The 17,064-nt window shown below is 48.1% G+C and carries 16 protein-coding genes; all 16 read right to left on the minus strand.

Features of this window, described 5'->3' with window-relative positions:
* Positions 1 to 64: 64 nt before the first annotated feature.
* Positions 65 to 1,405, minus strand: coding sequence for an NADH-quinone oxidoreductase subunit NuoF (nuoF, locus tag ACYVAM_RS05175; RefSeq protein ID WP_461064623.1), 1,341 nt, complete (start codon positions 1,403 to 1,405; stop codon positions 65 to 67).
* A 6-nt stretch (positions 1,406 to 1,411) separates the two neighbouring features.
* The gene (locus ACYVAM_RS05180) at positions 1,412 to 1,915 is read right to left on the minus strand and encodes an NADH-quinone oxidoreductase subunit NuoE family protein (protein ID WP_461064625.1); all 504 of its coding nucleotides are present in this window, start codon (positions 1,913 to 1,915) and stop codon (positions 1,412 to 1,414) included.
* Positions 1,916 to 1,918: 3 nt separating this feature from the next.
* Positions 1,919 to 2,359, minus strand: coding sequence for a DUF29 domain-containing protein (locus ACYVAM_RS05185; protein WP_461064627.1), 441 nt, complete (start codon positions 2,357 to 2,359; stop codon positions 1,919 to 1,921).
* 18 nt (positions 2,360 to 2,377) lie between these two features.
* A complete protein-coding gene (locus ACYVAM_RS05190; protein ID WP_461064629.1) occupies positions 2,378 to 3,610 on the minus strand; it encodes an NADH-quinone oxidoreductase subunit D in 1,233 nt (410 codons plus the stop codon).
* Positions 3,611 to 3,699: 89 nt separating this feature from the next.
* Positions 3,700 to 4,200: an NADH-quinone oxidoreductase subunit C gene (locus ACYVAM_RS05195; protein WP_461064631.1), complete on the minus strand. Its 501-nt coding sequence runs from the start codon at positions 4,198 to 4,200 to the stop codon at positions 3,700 to 3,702.
* 84 nt (positions 4,201 to 4,284) lie between these two features.
* Positions 4,285 to 4,830 (minus strand): NADH-quinone oxidoreductase subunit B, encoded by a 546-nt coding sequence (locus tag ACYVAM_RS05200; RefSeq protein WP_460933669.1) that lies wholly within the window; start codon positions 4,828 to 4,830, stop codon positions 4,285 to 4,287.
* A 78-nt stretch (positions 4,831 to 4,908) separates the two neighbouring features.
* Positions 4,909 to 5,280 carry an NADH-quinone oxidoreductase subunit A gene (locus tag ACYVAM_RS05205; protein ID WP_461064633.1) on the minus strand — a complete coding sequence of 124 codons (372 nt, stop codon included), beginning with the start codon at positions 5,278 to 5,280 and terminating at the stop codon, positions 4,909 to 4,911.
* Between the two features lie 202 nt (positions 5,281 to 5,482).
* Positions 5,483 to 7,663, minus strand: coding sequence for a T9SS type A sorting domain-containing protein (locus ACYVAM_RS05210; protein ID WP_461064635.1), 2,181 nt, complete (start codon positions 7,661 to 7,663; stop codon positions 5,483 to 5,485).
* A 185-nt stretch (positions 7,664 to 7,848) separates the two neighbouring features.
* Entirely contained in the window at positions 7,849 to 10,815 is a 2,967-nt protein-coding gene (locus ACYVAM_RS05215) for a T9SS type A sorting domain-containing protein (RefSeq protein ID WP_461064637.1), read from the minus strand.
* Positions 10,816 to 10,875: 60 nt separating this feature from the next.
* Positions 10,876 to 11,880, minus strand: coding sequence for a GTPase ObgE (gene obgE / locus ACYVAM_RS05220; protein WP_461064639.1), 1,005 nt, complete (start codon positions 11,878 to 11,880; stop codon positions 10,876 to 10,878).
* A gap of 5 nt (positions 11,881 to 11,885) precedes the next feature.
* Entirely contained in the window at positions 11,886 to 12,500 is a 615-nt protein-coding gene (locus tag ACYVAM_RS05225; RefSeq protein WP_461064641.1) for an adenylate kinase, read from the minus strand.
* A 167-nt stretch (positions 12,501 to 12,667) separates the two neighbouring features.
* Positions 12,668 to 14,437, minus strand: a complete 1,770-nt coding sequence (locus tag ACYVAM_RS05230) for a tetratricopeptide repeat protein (RefSeq protein WP_461064643.1) — start codon at positions 14,435 to 14,437, stop codon at positions 12,668 to 12,670.
* A 91-nt stretch (positions 14,438 to 14,528) separates the two neighbouring features.
* On the minus strand, positions 14,529 to 15,458 hold the full coding sequence (locus tag ACYVAM_RS05235) for a PstS family phosphate ABC transporter substrate-binding protein (RefSeq protein WP_461064645.1): 930 nt from the start codon (positions 15,456 to 15,458) through the stop codon (positions 14,529 to 14,531).
* Complete coding sequence (locus tag ACYVAM_RS05240) at positions 15,451 to 15,672, minus strand: hypothetical protein (RefSeq protein WP_046578745.1); 222 nt, start codon at positions 15,670 to 15,672, stop codon at positions 15,451 to 15,453. The genes ACYVAM_RS05235 and ACYVAM_RS05240 overlap by 8 nt, the downstream gene beginning before the upstream one ends.
* 5 nt (positions 15,673 to 15,677) lie before the next feature.
* Positions 15,678 to 16,502, minus strand: a complete 825-nt coding sequence (locus ACYVAM_RS05245) for an energy transducer TonB (RefSeq protein WP_461064647.1) — start codon at positions 16,500 to 16,502, stop codon at positions 15,678 to 15,680.
* A 4-nt stretch (positions 16,503 to 16,506) separates the two neighbouring features.
* Positions 16,507 to 17,043: an ExbD/TolR family protein gene (locus ACYVAM_RS05250; RefSeq protein ID WP_461064649.1), complete on the minus strand. Its 537-nt coding sequence runs from the start codon at positions 17,041 to 17,043 to the stop codon at positions 16,507 to 16,509.
* Between the last annotated feature and the right edge of the window lie 21 nt (positions 17,044 to 17,064).

A 17,064-nucleotide genomic window follows, 5' to 3' on the forward strand; every position in this document is an offset into this window, starting at 1 on the left:
GGTATACTGCGGCTAGGAAGCCGCAAATCATTCAGTTCAAAACGGCATTTCAGCCGCCGTATAATTAGACCAGAGCCATCTCGCCCCGATAAACAGCACCCGGTTGGGTCGCTTCGGTCGGGTGGTCGATATGCCATTGGAACTCATCCCGGAAATGCCGGATGGCGCTGGCAACCGGCCAGGCAGCCGCATCGCCGAGCGGGCAAATAGTATTTCCTTCAATTTTCTTAGCCACATCGACCAGCAAATCAATATCCTGCTGGTGCCCGTGTCCGTACTCAATTCGGTGAAGAACTTTCTCCATCCAGCCCGTGCCTTCGCGGCAGGGGCTGCATTGGCCACAGGATTCGTGGTGATAGAAACGCGAGAAATTCCAGGTGTTCCGAACGATGCAGGATGTTTCGTCGAAAACGATAAACCCACCGGAGCCCAGCATGGTGCCGGTGGCGAAACCGCCATCGGAGAGTGACTCGTACGACATCAATCGCTTCTCACCATTGGCCAGTGTCAAAGCCAGATTAGCAGGCAAAATGGGGACGGATGATCCTCCGGCAACAAGTGCCTTAAACTTATGGCCCGGACGGATGCCGCCACACCATTCATCGGCGTAAATGAAATCTTCGACTGGAACACCAAGATCAATTTCGTAGACACCCGGTTTGTTGATATGGCCCGAAGCTGAAATCAGCTTCGTACCCGTACTACGCCCAATGCCGATGGCCGCATAGGCATCACCACCATGATTAACGATCCATGACGTGGTGGCAATGGATTCAACGTTGTTGACAACCGTTGGCGATTGATACAGCCCTTTTACGGCTGGGAAAGGGGGCTTATTCCGGGGGTTACCGCGTTTCCCTTCCAGCGATTCGAGCAGGGCTGTTTCTTCACCACAGATATAGGCACCACCGCCGGGTTGAACGACCAATTCAAGGTCGTAACCACTTCCCAGGATATTCTTACCCAGGAAACCCTTTGCTGTTGCTTCGGCAATGGCTTTCTCGAGGATATGAATCACGTACATCAACTCCCCCCGAACGTAGATGAACGACTTATTCGCGCCCAGTGCAAACGACGAGATAATCATCCCTTCAATGAGCAGGTGGGGAATGTTTTTCATCAGGTAGTGATCCTTGAAGGTACCTGGCTCCGATTCATCGGCATTACAGACCAGATAACGGGGAACACCTTCGGGTTTGGCCAGAAAGCTCCATTTCATACCCATTGGGAATCCGGCACCACCCCGACCCCGCACGCCCGCTTTCTTCACCTCTTCAACAATGGCTTCGGGAGTCATTGTCTTGATTGCCTTTTCTACGGCCGTATAGCCGCCCTGTTTCCGATACACATCGAAGGTCTCGATGCCGGGAACGTTGATATGCTCGGTTAGTATTTTGGTCGCCATAGTGGGTTATTTCGACAATTCGTCAATGATCTCATCCACGCGTTCGTTGGTGAGGTTCATGTAATATTTCTCCCGAACCTGAAAGACCGGTCCCATGCCGCAAGCCGCCAGACACTCGACTTCTTTGAGGGTAAACTGACCGTCTACAGTTGTCTGACCGGTATCAATGCCAAGCCGTTGTTTCAAATGAGCGTATACTTCCTCGCCCCCCATCAGGCAGCAGGGGCCTGTCCGGCAGTACTCGATCACGTGTTTACCAACCGGGTTGAGGTGGTACATGGTGTAGAATGAAGCGACCTCATATACCTCAATCGGTTGAATATCGAGCATTCGGGCTACGTAGTCCATACCTTCAGGGCTGGTCCAGCCTTCCTGCTCCTGCAATAAGTGCAACAACGGCAATAAGGCCGATTTTTGCTTGCCTTCCGGATATCGGGCAATAATTTCCTGCGCTTTAGCAACCCGCTCGGGCGTAAATTGTACGGCGGGATTATTTGTCTCAGTTGTCATTATTTACAGCAGGTATTCAGCGTCAAAAACTTCATCCCAGGTTAACTCAGCCGGTTCAAATGTATCCTTTCTGGAAAGATTCATTTCAGCTTTGGCTCCCTCAACAGCCGCACTCGTATTTCGAGGCCAAACGCTTTCAATGTATTCTCGATTGAGCGATGGCATGTATTCCTGCAACTCTTTAATTTCCTGTCTTGCATTCACTATAGTACGAACCCAACTGGTAATACGCTTTTCTGGTTGGTATTTCCATTTAAGAATATGAACCATTAATCGGCGTAGTTGACTGCTTAAGGCATGCCGTTCGGCTCTTCCCATAGCTTCATAAAGCTCAGTCAATCCTTCTTGAGCTTCTTCGTAATGGTGCTCATCAACGAGTTGGCGTATTAACCCAACTGTGTCAAGATGAGAGGTTGTAACGAGCTCTTCCCAATCGACTTTCATGGCCAATTGTGTTTTAAGTTACGCGTCCAGTTCACCGGCAATGACGTTCATACTACTCATAATCACGATTGCATCGGACAGAGTCAGTCCTTTACACATTTCAGGGTAGGCCTGGTAGTAAATAAAACAGGGCCGACGGAAATGCAAGCGGTAAGGTGCCCGGCCACCATCGCTGATCAGGTAGAAGCCTAATTCGCCGTTACCGCCTTCAACTGCATGGTAAATCTCGCCAACAGGAGCATCGATCTCGCCCATCACAATCTTGAAGTGATAAATGAGCGCTTCCATGTTTTTATAAACTTCCTGTTTTGGAGGCAAATAATACTGGGGAGCATCGGCAAAGTAGGAACCTTCGGGCAGGTTATCGATAGCCTGCTGAATGATCCGTAAGCTTTGCTTCATCTCTTCGTTCCGAACCATAAACCGGTCGTAGGTATCGCCACTCTGACCGACAGGAATATCAAACTCAAAATCTTCATACGACGAATAGGGGTTCATAACCCGCACATCGTAGTCGACACCGGCAGCCCGCAGGTTTGGTCCCGTAAAGCCATAGCTCAGGGCCCGCTCAGCCGAAATTCCCCCCACGTTCACCACGCGGTCCATGAAAATACGGTTTCGGTTAAACAGGTTTTCAAACTCGTTCAATACTTTTGGAAAACGAACGAGCAACTCTTTAATTTTACGAATAGCAGTAGGGGAGAGGTCACGTTCCATACCACCAATTCGGCCCATATTGGTCGTCAGACGGGCTCCACAAACTTCTTCGTAGATATCGTAAATGTTTTCACGCTCCTGGTAAATATACAGGAAGCCTGTGAAAGCACCCGTATCGACACCCAAGATGCCATTACAAATGAGGTGATCGGCTATTCGGGCCAATTCCATCATAATGACGCGAATGTATTGCGCCCGCTTAGGAACCTCAACGCCTAGCAACTTCTCTACTGTCATGTGCCAACCCATGTTATTGATGGGCGACGAACAATAGTTCATGCGGTCGGTAAGAGTCGTGATCTGATAAAAAGGCCGACGTTCGGCAATTTTCTCAAATGCACGGTGGATGTAACCGATCGTTTGCTCGCCCGACACGATCTTCTCACCATCCATTTGGAGGATGTTCTGAAAAATACCGTGTGTAGCCGGGTGAGTCGGGCCAAGGTTGAGGGTGGTCAGTTCATTGACGTATTGAACCGGACCCTGCTCGGCGGGTAAGTTTTTGTTCGCTATATCGAGTTCTTCGGAAACCATAGGTAAAGAGCGAAAGAGCGAAAGAGTGGCAGAGTGACAAACAGTTGATAATACACCGCTCCTTCACTCATTCACTCGTTCACTAGTAGTTATCGTCCAAACAGTGCATCAATTTTATCTTTCCGGGTTGCGTCTTCGAGCGGATACTCTTTACGCATGGGATGGTAATCCATTTCTTCCATGTTCAGGATTCGGCGTAGGTCGGGATGACCATCGAAGAGAACGCCAAACAAATCGAAGGTTTCACGTTCCATCCAGTTAGCACTGGCATAGAGTGAAATCATCGTCGGGATATGAAGATCCTCGTTGGTCAGATAGACCTTAATCCGTATCCGGAAATTATTTTGCAGGCTATGTAAATGATAGACTACGCAAAATTCTTTTCCGGTCGAATCTGGGTAATGGATCGCGGTAATATCAGTAAGAAAGCCGATTTTCAAGGTCGGATGTTCTTTCAGGTACTTAACGAGCGGAATAATCTGATCCCGGCTGGTCGAACACGTTAGCAAGTTATAAGGATCATCAAAATCCGTAACGCTTTCGCCAAACTGGTTTATTATTATCTGCGCAACCTCTTCGTTGGTCAGCATTATCAGGGAGTGAATGAGTGACTAAGCGAACGAGTGAATGAAGCAGGAAGCAAAATGTTCCGTTACTCATTCACCCGTTACTATTTATTGAATGCTATAGGAATTCAGTAGCTTGGTATATTCTTCTGTATTACGCCGACGGAGCGACTCATTTTTGGCAAGCTCCTGCAATTGCATCACACCATCCAGAATCTGTTCAGGGCGGGGTGGGCAACCCGGTACATACACATCCACCGGAATAATGCGGTCGATACCCTGCAGAACGCTGTAGGTGTCAAAAATGCCACCACTCGACGCGCATGCACCAATCGCAATAACCCAGCGGGGTTCGGCCATTTGAAGATATACCTGCTTGACAATCGGCCCCATTTTCTTGGCAATTGTTCCGGCCACCAGCAGCATATCGGCCTGACGGGGAGAGAAGCTGGGCCGCTCTGAGCCAAATCGGGCTAAGTCGTAGTGCGAAGCCATGGTCGACATGAATTCGATACCACAGCAGGAAGTTGCAAAAGGTAGAGGCCAAAGCGAATTTGCCCGGGCTAGTCCAATAATTTTATCGAATGAAGTAGCCGAAAATCCCGGGCCATCATAACTCGCGGGGGCCTCAGCCAGCTTGATATCAGTTGCCATAAAAACACGGTCCGCCTTTGCGGTTGTAGTTGCTTACTGTAACAACGAATAAATATGCTCGAAAATTCATTTAAATGCTTATTCCCAGTTCAAAACTCCTTTGCGAATCACGTAATAAAAACCCGCCAGAAGGAGTCCCATAAACAGCACCATTTCGACAAATCCTGTTAAGCCTAACCCCTTGAAATTAACGGCCCAGGGATATAGAAAGATAACTTCAACGTCGAACAGGACGAATAGAATGGCAATCAGAAAATATTTGATGGAAATCGGCGTGCGGGCATCACCCTGAACCGGAATACCACACTCAAATGGATCATCCTTTTTCTGACTGTTGCGCTTAGGACCAATATTGTGTGTGACAATCATCGTTGTCACGATGAAGCCAAGTGCCAGACCTAGTTGAATGAGCACCGGCAGATAATCGGCCGGCAGATAAGTTGCGTTCATAGTAGTAGTTGACAGGAACGGCGCAAAGGTAGCGATAAAACCAATAAAGCCATTTACGTACGCATAGACGTTCGTTCCACTATCTTTCAAAGATAAGCTACAAGAGTTATTTTATCAACTCTGAATAAGCAGATTGGAGGAGCTAAACGACAGAAGCCACCCTATAAAGAGTGGCTTCTGTGAATGATAACCCGGAATAACGCTATCTGTTGATAATAATGCGCCGGGAGATATCGAAACCAGCCGAACGGACCCGAATGAGATAAATGCCCTGAGCCAGTCCTGAAACGTCAATCGCTTTCCGCTCATCCAGGGCGGGCACTTGCGTTGAAAAAAGCTCCTGACCAGTTAAGGAGAAGATGCTGACATCGGCATTTTTCAGGTCTTCAATAGTTTCTATCGTGACTGAACCAGTGGTGGCAGGATTTGGGTACACACTCAAGCCGCCATTCGACCGGTCGAATGTAAACGCTTTAGGAACGCTGAAATCAGAGTAACAAGTAAGCGTCGAACTGTTCGGTAATGTGTAGGTTGTTTGGGTGCGGGCCGAGTAATTGGCCGAAACCACTACTTTCACTACTGCGCTTCGTTGTGGAATCACTTCGGCTCCCCGGCGCCAGTCGAATAAGTCAGGTTGGCCGCCTGTTGGGGTAGGTAAGACAGCCTGTAAGCTATAAGCCCCGATCTGTTCAATGCTGGGCACTGGTACTTTAGGACGTACACTCAGTGTTATCGTAGCAGGCTGGGCTGATTTACACCCATATACGTTTACGGCCTGCACAGAATACGTACCTGATTGATTTAGATTAATCGCTTTGCTAACGGTTGTTGTCGTACTGACACTCCACACACCCGTGCTGTTTGCCGACGTGTTGGCTAGTAGGGACAAGCTGGAGTCGGCACACACCTGTAATTGGTTGGCCACTACAGTGCCCGGTCGACTGGCTAATGAAATAGTTGGCGTGGCCGGTTGAATAGGCCCTTGCACGTCAAGGGCGGGCGACAGGTACGTATTCCCTACTTTGTCTTTCAGAACGGCACGGTAAACGCCGGGCTGATTAACCGTTATGGTCTGTGTTTTCTGTCCCGAACTCCAGGTATACGAATTGTACAGGCTGGGCAAACTGAGTGTTATACTGTTATTGGTTGTGGCGCAAGCTACATTGACCGACGGCTGTGGTAGGGGAGGCAATGGCCGTGAGCTGGAAAAGAAAACCGCATTCATACTGGCGAACCAGGCTTGGCCTAAGTCATTAAGGCCTTTGTCACCGGGGTTATTTGTTGGTCGGTTGCCAAAGTGGACGTCATCGAAACGTGGAATCTGAATATTGTCCGTAAAGGGTCCGGCAAACACGTTATTGTTATACGTGTTAATTACGTCGTTTTGCGCCTGAATAATATCCTGACTTACCTGGCCATTATTGTAGGAAGAGCGAGCCAACACCCAGGCAGGATACCGATCGGTATCGACGCGCGTCTTATTGACCAGGTATTGCATGTTATCCGCGTAGTCTTTTCGGGTAGAATGCAGGGGGAAGTTGTCGAACTCGCCCTGTTGCCACAACACAGCCCTTAATCCCTGGAGCGAACAATAGTACCGTAACGCAATGACCAGATTGGCGTAGGGCATCCCGGTTGGAAAGTTTTCGTTCGGTGTTCCTAAGGCAAATAGATTTTTAGTGATCTTACCATCGGCGCTTTCCCGCCAGTTTTGGATGGTGGTGCCTTGCCAGGCTGTATTGATGAACAAGACAGGAACGTTATATTGCTTGACAAGTAAATCGCCCAGGTATCCCCAGCACCATGCACTCTGTCCACGGGGCCCGATTAAGGACGTGGCGGTCAACTGTTGGAAGGTCGGTGCCGGTGGGTCGCCCAGGGAGTTAGCCGTGCTGTTGTCATACGTGACACAGTTGACCCGGTCATCGCCAGCACCAACGGCGCCATAATTCTGGAAACCCTGCGCGTTGGATTGGCCTGTTATAATGAATACTTCGCCAATACCCACTTTACGGACTACATCAGTGCCAGTTGCTACCCCACCAACGAATGCCTGAACCTCTAAACGGTACCAGCCTCCTTTAGCTCGTAAGGCGCCCTGAAAAACGCCCCCCTGTGGATTTCGCTGGATGGTAACCCAGGCGGTATTGATCCCCTGCCCACTTTCTTCGGCCTGAACGCGAGCCTGGACGCTATCGGCCGGTTGGTATAAGCTTCCCGACAAATAAATGGTGCTGGTATTATCGTTTTCGCGCTGGAAAATAGCCCGGCTTTCTGGGTATGTAATTTTTATCACCTGGCTGGCAGTCTGAGCTGATATCCGCATACTGACGACCATCAAACCGAATGCTACCAGATGAACTAGAAAATAACGATTTTTCATTTTTGGTTTCTCAATAGCTCTTTATAATACGCTACTATCTCGAGCGAGTAATAGATAATAATATACACGAAAAAACAGACCCCTATTCAGTATAAAGTATGGTACTGAGCAGTAGGAATGTTTTCCCGATAAAGTGCAAAATTAAGGCTAATTTCTATGATTAAACGGTCACTCTGCGATTAATATTACAATCCGACAAGAATTCGTTTGGAAACGTCAAAGTTGGCCGACTGAACACGCAGAATATAAGAACCAGATGGGAGGCTCGTTAAGACAAGCTGTTTACGTTCATCAAATACAGGAACAGTAGCTGTTAGTGTTACCTGACCAGTCAATGTGTAAACGGTAACAATAGCGTTAGTAAGATTAGCCTGCGTTTCCAGGGTCAAGATCTTATCCGGATTTGGGTTTGGGTAAATACTCAGCCCTCTGTTGTTGGGGTCAATCGTAAAGGTGATTGGTGTTGACGGAAGGGAAAAGCAAGTTAGTGTCTGTGAATAAACGATAGAGGAACGGGCGGTGTAAACACCCGATTGATTTGCTTTAATAATGGCTGTTTGAGCCGCTAGCGAGTCGCTACCCTGGCGCCAGCGAAACTGAGTTCCATTGGTCGAGCTTACGGCCTCAAGCGTGTATGTACCGATAATGTTTATGGTTGGCGCTGGAGGGAGTGGTCTTGTTTCAACAACGACAGAGCCTGCCTGTAGCGACCGACAGCCATTTACATCTCGCACACTGGCCGAATAAGTACCCGGCGTTCCCGTTGTAATGCGTTGTGTTGAATCGCCGGTACTCCAAAAAACCGTATAATCCCCGTCAACTCGTAATGTAGCGCGGTCTCCTTCGCATATGATCGGAGATGGATTAGCCAGAATGATTGGCGTGGCGGGCAATGGGTTAACTTTTACAGCCAGAACAGACGAATAAGGCGATAGACAACCGTTCTGATCACGCGCCTGGGCTGCGTAATTTCCCGAGGTAGCCACAACAATGCTCTTATCTGTTTGGCCACTTGACCAAACGATGTTTATTGGACTGCTCGCGTTTAAGGTAACGCGGTTGCCTTCGCAAAACGTGGTTGCACCGGCTGCGCTGACAGAAGGAATGGCGGGCAAGGGATTTACCTGAATCGTGACCACATCCGACGGCACAGATGCACAGCCAAATTGGTTACTGGTCCGTACCGAAAAAGTACCCGACTGATTCAGGGTAATGCTTTGACTGGTTTGACCACTGGTCCACTGGTAGGCTACGTTTTGGGGCGCTGTTAGGGTAATGTTTCGATCGGCACAGAATGTCGTTGGGCCATTGGCTGCAATCACGGGCTTATCTGGCACTGGATTTGCCGTTACAACAATTGTATTGGACTGCGCCGATGTACAGCCGTTTTGGTCAGTTACGGTCAGAAAATAATTTCCTGAATTCCCAACGCTAACTACCTTAGCATTTTGGCCATCACTCCAGTTAAACTGGATATTATCGGCACTAGCCCGTAGCGTTGTATTATCGCCCTGACAGAAAGTTGTCGACTTCTCATTCGAAATAGTGGGCGTGGCTGGCAATGGATTTACAGTAACGTTCAGCGTATTGGACGTGAAGTCACAACCACTTATATCCCGATAACGAACAAAGTAGGCTCCAGCCGAGACCGTGGAGAATGTCCGTGAAGTAGCTACTGTTTGGTTGTTTTGCTGATTAAACCAGGTTACGTTATCATAATTTGTGGTTAAGGCTAAGCTACTGCCAATGCATACAGAAGGAGGACGGTTGTCGGTCGTGGCAGCTACAGGAGCATCTGACACCTTGGCTTGGCCTGTAAAAAGGGTATTTCCTAACGCATCTTTCACCTTAGCCCGGTAAGTACCCGCTCCTTTGGTAATGGTATTTCCTGATTCGCCCGACTCCCATTGCACGCTTGAATAACTTCCATTTACGGCAATATTGAGATTATTATTGCTGGCACAGGCAACCGAGAGAGTAGGTGATGGCTTTGGGTTGGCAGGTGTTGAACTTTGAAAGAAGGAGTCATTTAGGCTGCCATTCCAGGCGTTGGCCACCTCGATAAGACCGTTAAAGTCAAAGTGGAACCCCTCGGGGTCATTGAGAGGAGGACGATTGCGAGGTACCTGTATGGCATCTGTAGCGGGGCCAGCAAAGACATTCGCTGTTGCGGAAATAACCTGGTTCTGGGCCGCAATGACATTGGCGTCAACGCCAAAATTGTCACCATACGAGGCTCTGGCAACAACCCAGGGAACGGATTGACCAAAATCAGTGCGGCTACGGGCAATAACTGCCTGAAGTTGATTAATGTACTGGCTAGTAGGTACATTCAATAGATTGTCTGTTTCACCCTGTTCCCAAAGGATAGCCCGTACGCCAAGCGTGTTGGCATAAAATTGCAGCGCAATTTTAAGATTTATGTAGGGTTGACGAGGCAGGTAAGCGCCACCAGGGCCATAGGCTGTACCCCCTTCAACCGAACTATCATTCCAGTTTTGAGATGACGTACCGGTATAGGCGGCATTAAAAAACATAACCGGCACATTCAGCCGTTTAACCAAAAGGTCGCCTAACTGACCCCAGCACCAGCTTCCCACACCCCTGGGGGCAATCGTAAAACCGGGGGAATTATCGAGCAGCGTAAATACAGGGATTGGCGGGTCATTTGGGAAACCGTTGTCAGGATATCTATAGTTTACGCAATTCACCCGGTCGTTTTGTGGGTTTGGCGCATTTTGATGGATTCCCTGTGCGTTGGATTGGCCTGCCACTATAAATACTTCACCAATGCCCACCCGTTCAACCGTTGTTACATTGCCAACCTGTTGGTCGCCGTTCATACCCCGCACTTCCAGATTATACCAGCCACCTGACCCGGCTATGTCGCCGGCAAATACACCACCCGCTGGCTTATCCTGAATGGTACGCCAGTCAAGCGAAGTACCCTGACCATCGCGCGCCTGCAAGCGGGCCTCCACTCTGGTTATTGCCGACGTGTAATAGCCCGTAATACGAACAGTAGCCTGGTTGGCATTATTTCGCTGAAGAACCGCTCGACTTGTAGGAAAAGAAACCTGAATCTGGGCTATTGCTAGGAATGGGAGCAATAAAATAAAGGCCGTACCTAAGGCTACGGAGACGTTTTTCATAAGAATTAAAGGCGCAACCAGCCTGGCGAGCTAGTTGTTGATAAACAGATATGGGTATAATCAGACTGGCTCAATAGTTGTCAGATTTTGCCAGATAATATCTTTCAATTCATCCAGACCCCGTTGGCTTACGGCTGAGATATAGGCAATGGGTACTTTTTTGGGTAAATCACTTGCCAGCGTCAAACGAGTTTCCTCGTCAATAAGGTCAATTTTTGTAATAGCCAGCAAACGGGTTTTATCCATTAGTTCTGGATTGAACTCACGCAACTCGTTTAATAACGTATTGTATTCCTGTCGAATATTTTCGGATGTTGCCGGAATCAAAAAAAGTAAGATTGAGTTGCGTTCAATATGGCGCAGGAACCGTAATCCCAGGCCTTTCCCCTGCGAAGCGCCCTCAATAATACCCGGTATGTCAGCCATGACAAACGATTTGTAATCTCTGTACGCTACGACCCCTAAATTAGGAACAAGGGTTGTAAATGGGTAGTCGGCAATTTCAGGCCGGGCGGCCGATAAAACAGATAACAGCGTTGATTTTCCTGCGTTTGGAAACCCTACCAACCCAACATCAGCCAGTAACTTTAACTCTAGTACGACCCATTCTTCGCGACCAGGTTCACCAGGTTGTGCATAATCAGGCGCCTGTTGCGTGGGTGTTTTGAAATGGTCGTTGCCCATGCCGCCCCTTCCACCAGGGAAGAGAATAATTTCCTGACCCTCTTCCGTGATCTCGGCCAATTTCTCGCTTGTTTCGGGGTCTCGGGCAATCGTGCCTAGTGGTACTTCCAGAATGACATCCTCGCCCTGGGCACCACTCCGCCGACCACCTTCGCCTGCTACACCGTTGCCTGCTTTTACGTGCTTACGGTATTTTAAATGCAAAAGTGTCCACAGTTGCGAATTACCCCGTAGTATGATGTGACCACCCCGACCGCCGTCTCCGCCATCGGGCCCACCTTTTGGCGTGTGCTTTTCTCGACGAAAATGAACAGAACCAGCACCGCCCGCGCCCGAACGGCAGTTTATCTTTACGTAATCAATGAAATTTGATGAAGCCATGTTTGCTATTTACCGCCATCCGACTCATCAATTTGATGACATATTTCCTTGAAAATAGTGTCGATCTCACCAATGCCGTCGATGGCTGCGAATTTCCCCTGCTGACTGTAATAGTCAGCTACTGGAGCCGTTTTGTCATTATATTCTTTTACCCGACGACGAATCAACTCTTCGTTTTGATCATCTGGTCGGCCGGAGGTTTGTCCCCGGAGTAAAAGCCGCCGTGTCAGTTCTTCACTGTCCACAACCAGCGCAATCATTTTGGTTATTTTCGTATTATGTTGGCTCAAAAGTTCATCCAGCGTCTGCGCCTGTGGAACCGTTCTTGGAAAGCCATCAAAAATAAACCCTCCAGCGGATTGGTCCGCCAGTGCGGTCGCTGCAACCGATTTGTTCTCCTGTAATTTACTTTCGATCATCCCGATAACTACCTTATCAGGAACCAGTAAACCTTGATCCATTAATTGTTTTGCCTGTAAACCGAGTTCAGTACCAGCCGCAATCTGTGAACGCAACAAGTCACCGGTTGACAAGTGAACGAGATTATACTTTTTAATTAGATACTCGCTTTGGGTTCCTTTCCCGGCACCCGGGGGGCCAAACAGTACAAGATTAAGCATACGGTTTTCGTGGTAGTGTCGATCTGTCAAAAAATGCGCTCGCAAAGTTACGATACCCTTTGATAAAATTACGCTATTCCCTGAAAGCCACGCGCTTTATTCCATAGAAACAAAAAAAGCGTAGGTGTTAAACCTACGCTTTTATGACTGTAAATCTGAAAACTCAGTTATTTACTGGCTACTTTCTTTTTAACGGGGGCCTTTTGAGTAGGCTTAGCCGTTGGGGTTGGAGCCGCCTTAGGACCTTCCAGTGCCCGTTTGACGCTCTCGTCATTAGGGTCAATCGCCAATACTTTATCAAAATACTCCTTCGCTTTGGCATCGTCTTTCTTCAGAAGAGCAAAACCCGCCAATGCTTTATAGGCTGTTACCAGATAACGCTTATAGTCCGTTTTGTCCGTTGAATCGGGCGATAAAGCCTGCTCAATGAATTTTTCGTACAATGGACCTGCTAAGCTGGCAGCCTTTTCCTGCTCTTTTGGATACGCATAGTAATTGGCACCTGCACGGTAGTAGTAAGCTAATGGATACTTTTTGCCATCGGCTTCAATTTTTTGCGCCATCAGAGCAAATGCTGAATCAGCCCGCAGATAGTACTGCTGTTTTACCTGCCGGATCTGCGCTGTGTCCATAGGAGCTGCCGAACTATCCCGGCCAACCCGTGGAGCAAACTGATAATTAGAAAGACCTAACCACAGATAATCGTTATTTTGTGGTTTTTTATCGTTTTGAATCGTCTTCGCATAGTAATCAGCTGCCTTATCGTAGCGCTTGGTTTCGTAATACTTTTTGCCAATCTCACGATACAAGTTTTCTGTTGTGTCCATTGGCGCTGCCTTCTCCAGGTTAACGATACTCAGCGAATCTCCCTCTGGCGTACCTAACTGAGCTTCTGCCCGGCCCAGATACTTGTAATCGTCAGCCATCACTTTTTGTGGAGCTGTTGAAATGAACCGGTTAAGCGCTTCAACTGATTCTGCATTCTTACCTAAAGCACTGTATGCCCATCCATACATGCGGTCAATGATTGGGTTATTAACTTTCCCTTTCAATTGATCCAGGTAAGAAACCGCTCCCTGGTAGTCCTGCGCAAGGAATTTGTAACGAGCTACATCCAGTAACTGCTCAGGATCTGTCGTACCACTTTTCTGCACATACAGTTCATAGTTTTGAGCGGCTGCTTTATACGCACGGGAGTTAGCTAAAGCATCGGCGTAAGCACGATAGGTAGGCGCAAATTCAGGATCATTCTGGATCGCCAGTTTAAAGAATTCCTGTGCTTTGGCGTAGTTTTTACCACGCAGGTATAAACGGCCAATTTTGTAATTCGCTTCGGCCAGATTTGGGTTGATCGCCAAGGCATTTTCATACTTCGTGATGGCATTGCCACCATCATTTTTCAGAAAGTATGCATCGCCCATCAACATTTCGATTTCGGCGTTCTCGTTCTTTTTATCCTTTTCGTCAGCGACAGTCAATAAGCTTAGCGCAGCAGCAGGATCATTTTGTTTTGGCTGGTCTGATAAGGTGTACATTTCAGCACCCCGGATCAGTACATCCTGATTCTTGCTTTTCGTTTGTGCAACGGCATTATCGATCAGTGATTTCGCGGTTGCTCCGTCACCTTTGGCTAAAGCCACACCTGCCAGTCCAATATTATTCAACTGGTTCTTGGCGTCGGCAGTAGCACCCTTTTGAAAAGTTTCTTTTGCTTTGTCCAGCTGACCACTTCTTAGGTAATAATAGCCCAGATAAAATTGATTGTCAGCCGTCGGCGAGCTGGTGGCCAACTGCGTTAGCGTTTGCCCCGCCTTATTATATCGCTCAGCCTCTACATCTTTCAAGGCTGTCTGGACGTCCTGCGCCATTAAAGGGGCCGTCATAGTTGCCCCAACGAACAGGATGGTCATCAGCGATTGCTTCTGGTTGTTCATCATGTAATTCAAGTTGGAAATTAGGGAATTTGGTTAGTACCTATTAAACGAATTAGCAAATCTAAAAAATTGCGGGTAAACCCAAAAAACTTACTTATTTAGTTAGATTTATTATCCGATCGTAAGGAATTCTGGGCCAAAGGCCCAATTTACGAATGATTAGCGAACCTGCATCTCTAGCGATGTAGTTTATTAATCCCCCACCCAATCCAGGATGCGTTTCCCGGCTTATAATATAGACGGGCCGCCGTAGGGGATAACGCTGCATCCCTAGGTCTTCCTGAAACGGTTGAAAGTAGTCATCACGTTTCGTTGGATTCGGCTTGTCCGATACACCCATGACGCGCAAATCCTTCGCTAGTTCTACGGAGAGGGGTTCGTCGCTATCGCTAATCCAATTGACGCCGATGAAGCCCAATGCCGATGGATTCTTGCGCACAAAGTTTATAACTTCTCGATTTGAGCGCGTCGTGAAAATTCGTATGTTAGTAACATTTTTAATCTTGAAGGTGTTCAAAATAAATTCCAAATTGCTGGAATTGTTGTTGTCGAACACCAGCGTGATTGGGCTATTCTGGTTACCATTCTTTAATTGATTCCAGTTCTTCGTCTGCCCATTAAAAATGCGCTGCAATTCAGTCATTGTAATCAGGCTGTCGGTATTAGCCTTGTTAACAATGAGCGCTACACCGTCGGTCGCAATTTTTTCGGTCCCCCCTTTGATCTTACTTTTATCAAGTACGGCCCGCTCATTCGGTCTTAGCGGACGAGTCGAAAAGACTAATCGGGCACTGTCATGAAGCATCATATTGATAGCTTCCTGCTCAGGCTTAAAAACAACATCAAAATGAACATTCGGATAGATTCCAGCGTAAGCTGAGGTCAGTTGAGTAACCAGCGGCTGAAATGATTCATCGGCGGCAATCACAATGCTTCCGCGCGACGGATTGTCTAACGGGGGCTTCCCATTACCGCAGCCCATTAAACCAGCCAGACAGGCAATAGCCAAAAGTTGTCTAATCATCTTCCTGAAAGCGTTGATAAGCCCGGTACGCCCGAAAGGCGCCATAAATAAGCAATAAGGCTCCCATACTATACCGAAACGGGCCGGGCTCTGGGAGCACCCCAAAAGACTGAGAGGAGGCAATCAGTCCGATGCCTCCTCCCAAGTATGCCAGTGAAGCCAATACTGAAATATACAGCGTTAGCCGCGCTGGACCTCGATTTTGTCCGCGCATAGGGTTTATTCCAGCGTGAAGTTGATCGGTAGGTTGTATTTCACCCGAACCGGGCGGCCTGATTGTTTACCAGGGCGCCATTTCGGCATACCTTTTACTACACGTTGGGCTTCTTCATCTGTGCCAAAGCCCAGACCTTTCAGCACCTGTACATCCTGAATACTACCGTCCGTATTAACTACGAAGCTAACGAACACACGACCCGAAACGTTGGCCCGTTGAGCAGCTGCCGGGTAGCGCAGGTTTTTGCTTAGGTATTGGCCAAGAGCAGCCATGCCACCGCTAAACTCAGGTTGCTGTTCCACCACCGTAAAGATTTCTTCTTCTTTTGGGGCAGCTTCTACGGCAACTTCCACTTTGGTTGGAGCAGCGGATGCTTCAGGAGCGGCAATGATGTTTTCAGCATTTGGGTCACCTTCCTGCGTTTTTTCGGCAGCAACGGCTTCCTTCAATTCCTCAACAGCCGGTGGTGGCGTTTCTTCCGGTACTTCCTCATCCGGCTTTACTTCGGGCGGAAGGAATTTCACCGTGTTCACTTTCGGTAGTTCTACCGGTGGTGGTGGCGGTGGTGGCGGCTCGTTCGGGTCAATGGGTGGTGGTGGAAGCTTCATTAAGTCCACCTCTACCATTGCCTGTTCGGTTTTCTCCGGAGTTAGAGCGGTTATAATCGTTGGTGTCAATACCCCTAACGTGAACAGGATACCACCGATAATCAGGGCTCGTGTTACAGTTTTAGGGTATGACTTCCGCAGATCATAGGCACCATACGCTTTGTTCCGGTTGGCAAACACGATATCATCGAGTGTTGCCTGGGATTCTAGTTCTGCCATGGTGTTATGCGTCTAATTTTACTTTGTCTTTGAGAAGTTTCTTCTCGTCCGGAGTCAGTACATCCACTAGGGCGTACCGCTTAAGTTTCGTAATGGCCATCTCGTCCAGCACATCAACCATATTTTTATACGTTGATTCCTTTGTTGGCTTAATAACCACGACAAACTTTTCGCCACCTACTTTCCGGGCATTTTCCTGAAGTGCCTGACGGAATTCGTAGCCATAACCAACGGTCTTCACTTCGGGATCTTCGTTAGCGGCTTTACCGAAAATGTAATGCGCTTTATTGTCTTTCCCCAGAAAGATCGTCATTACGTTGGATGCCTTGATCGGCTCCGTTTCCTCTGTTTTTGTTTTATCCGGCACGTTGAGCGTCATTGAAGATGGTTTGCTCAGGGTAGTGGCCAAAATGAAGAAGGTAATCAGGAGAAATCCCAGGTCGACCATGGGCGTCATATCCACACGGGTTGACGCTTTCTTGGACCGTACCTTACCACCATCATGTTTACCACCACCACCGCCGGTATTAATTTCTGCCATGTTTTCTTAACAGATTCGCGT

It is taken from the genome of Spirosoma horti (assembly GCF_054776595.1).

Excerpts from the sequence above, each read along its gene's own strand:
- nuoF (WP_461064623.1), bottom strand. The coding sequence starts at position 1,405 with ATGGCGACCAAAATACTAACCGAGCATATCAACGTTCCCGGCATCGAG.
- ACYVAM_RS05180 (WP_461064625.1), bottom strand. The coding sequence starts at position 1,915 with ATGACAACTGAGACAAATAATCCCGCCGTACAATTTACGCCCGAGCGG.
- ACYVAM_RS05185 (WP_461064627.1), bottom strand. The coding sequence starts at position 2,359 with ATGAAAGTCGATTGGGAAGAGCTCGTTACAACCTCTCATCTTGACACA.
- ACYVAM_RS05190 (WP_461064629.1), bottom strand. The coding sequence starts at position 3,610 with ATGGTTTCCGAAGAACTCGATATAGCGAACAAAAACTTACCCGCCGAG.
- ACYVAM_RS05195 (WP_461064631.1), bottom strand. The coding sequence starts at position 4,200 with ATGCTGACCAACGAAGAGGTTGCGCAGATAATAATAAACCAGTTTGGC.
- ACYVAM_RS05200 (WP_460933669.1), bottom strand. The coding sequence starts at position 4,830 with ATGGCAACTGATATCAAGCTGGCTGAGGCCCCCGCGAGTTATGATGGC.
- ACYVAM_RS05205 (WP_461064633.1), bottom strand. The coding sequence starts at position 5,280 with ATGAACGCAACTTATCTGCCGGCCGATTATCTGCCGGTGCTCATTCAA.
- ACYVAM_RS05210 (WP_461064635.1), bottom strand. The coding sequence starts at position 7,663 with ATGAAAAATCGTTATTTTCTAGTTCATCTGGTAGCATTCGGTTTGATG.
- ACYVAM_RS05215 (WP_461064637.1), bottom strand. The coding sequence starts at position 10,815 with ATGAAAAACGTCTCCGTAGCCTTAGGTACGGCCTTTATTTTATTGCTC.
- obgE (WP_461064639.1), bottom strand. The coding sequence starts at position 11,880 with ATGGCTTCATCAAATTTCATTGATTACGTAAAGATAAACTGCCGTTCG.
- ACYVAM_RS05225 (WP_461064641.1), bottom strand. The coding sequence starts at position 12,500 with ATGCTTAATCTTGTACTGTTTGGCCCCCCGGGTGCCGGGAAAGGAACC.
- ACYVAM_RS05230 (WP_461064643.1), bottom strand. The coding sequence starts at position 14,437 with ATGATGAACAACCAGAAGCAATCGCTGATGACCATCCTGTTCGTTGGG.
- ACYVAM_RS05235 (WP_461064645.1), bottom strand. The coding sequence starts at position 15,458 with ATGATTAGACAACTTTTGGCTATTGCCTGTCTGGCTGGTTTAATGGGC.
- ACYVAM_RS05240 (WP_046578745.1), bottom strand. The coding sequence starts at position 15,672 with ATGCGCGGACAAAATCGAGGTCCAGCGCGGCTAACGCTGTATATTTCA.
- ACYVAM_RS05245 (WP_461064647.1), bottom strand. The coding sequence starts at position 16,502 with ATGGCAGAACTAGAATCCCAGGCAACACTCGATGATATCGTGTTTGCC.
- ACYVAM_RS05250 (WP_461064649.1), bottom strand. The coding sequence starts at position 17,043 with ATGGCAGAAATTAATACCGGCGGTGGTGGTGGTAAACATGATGGTGGT.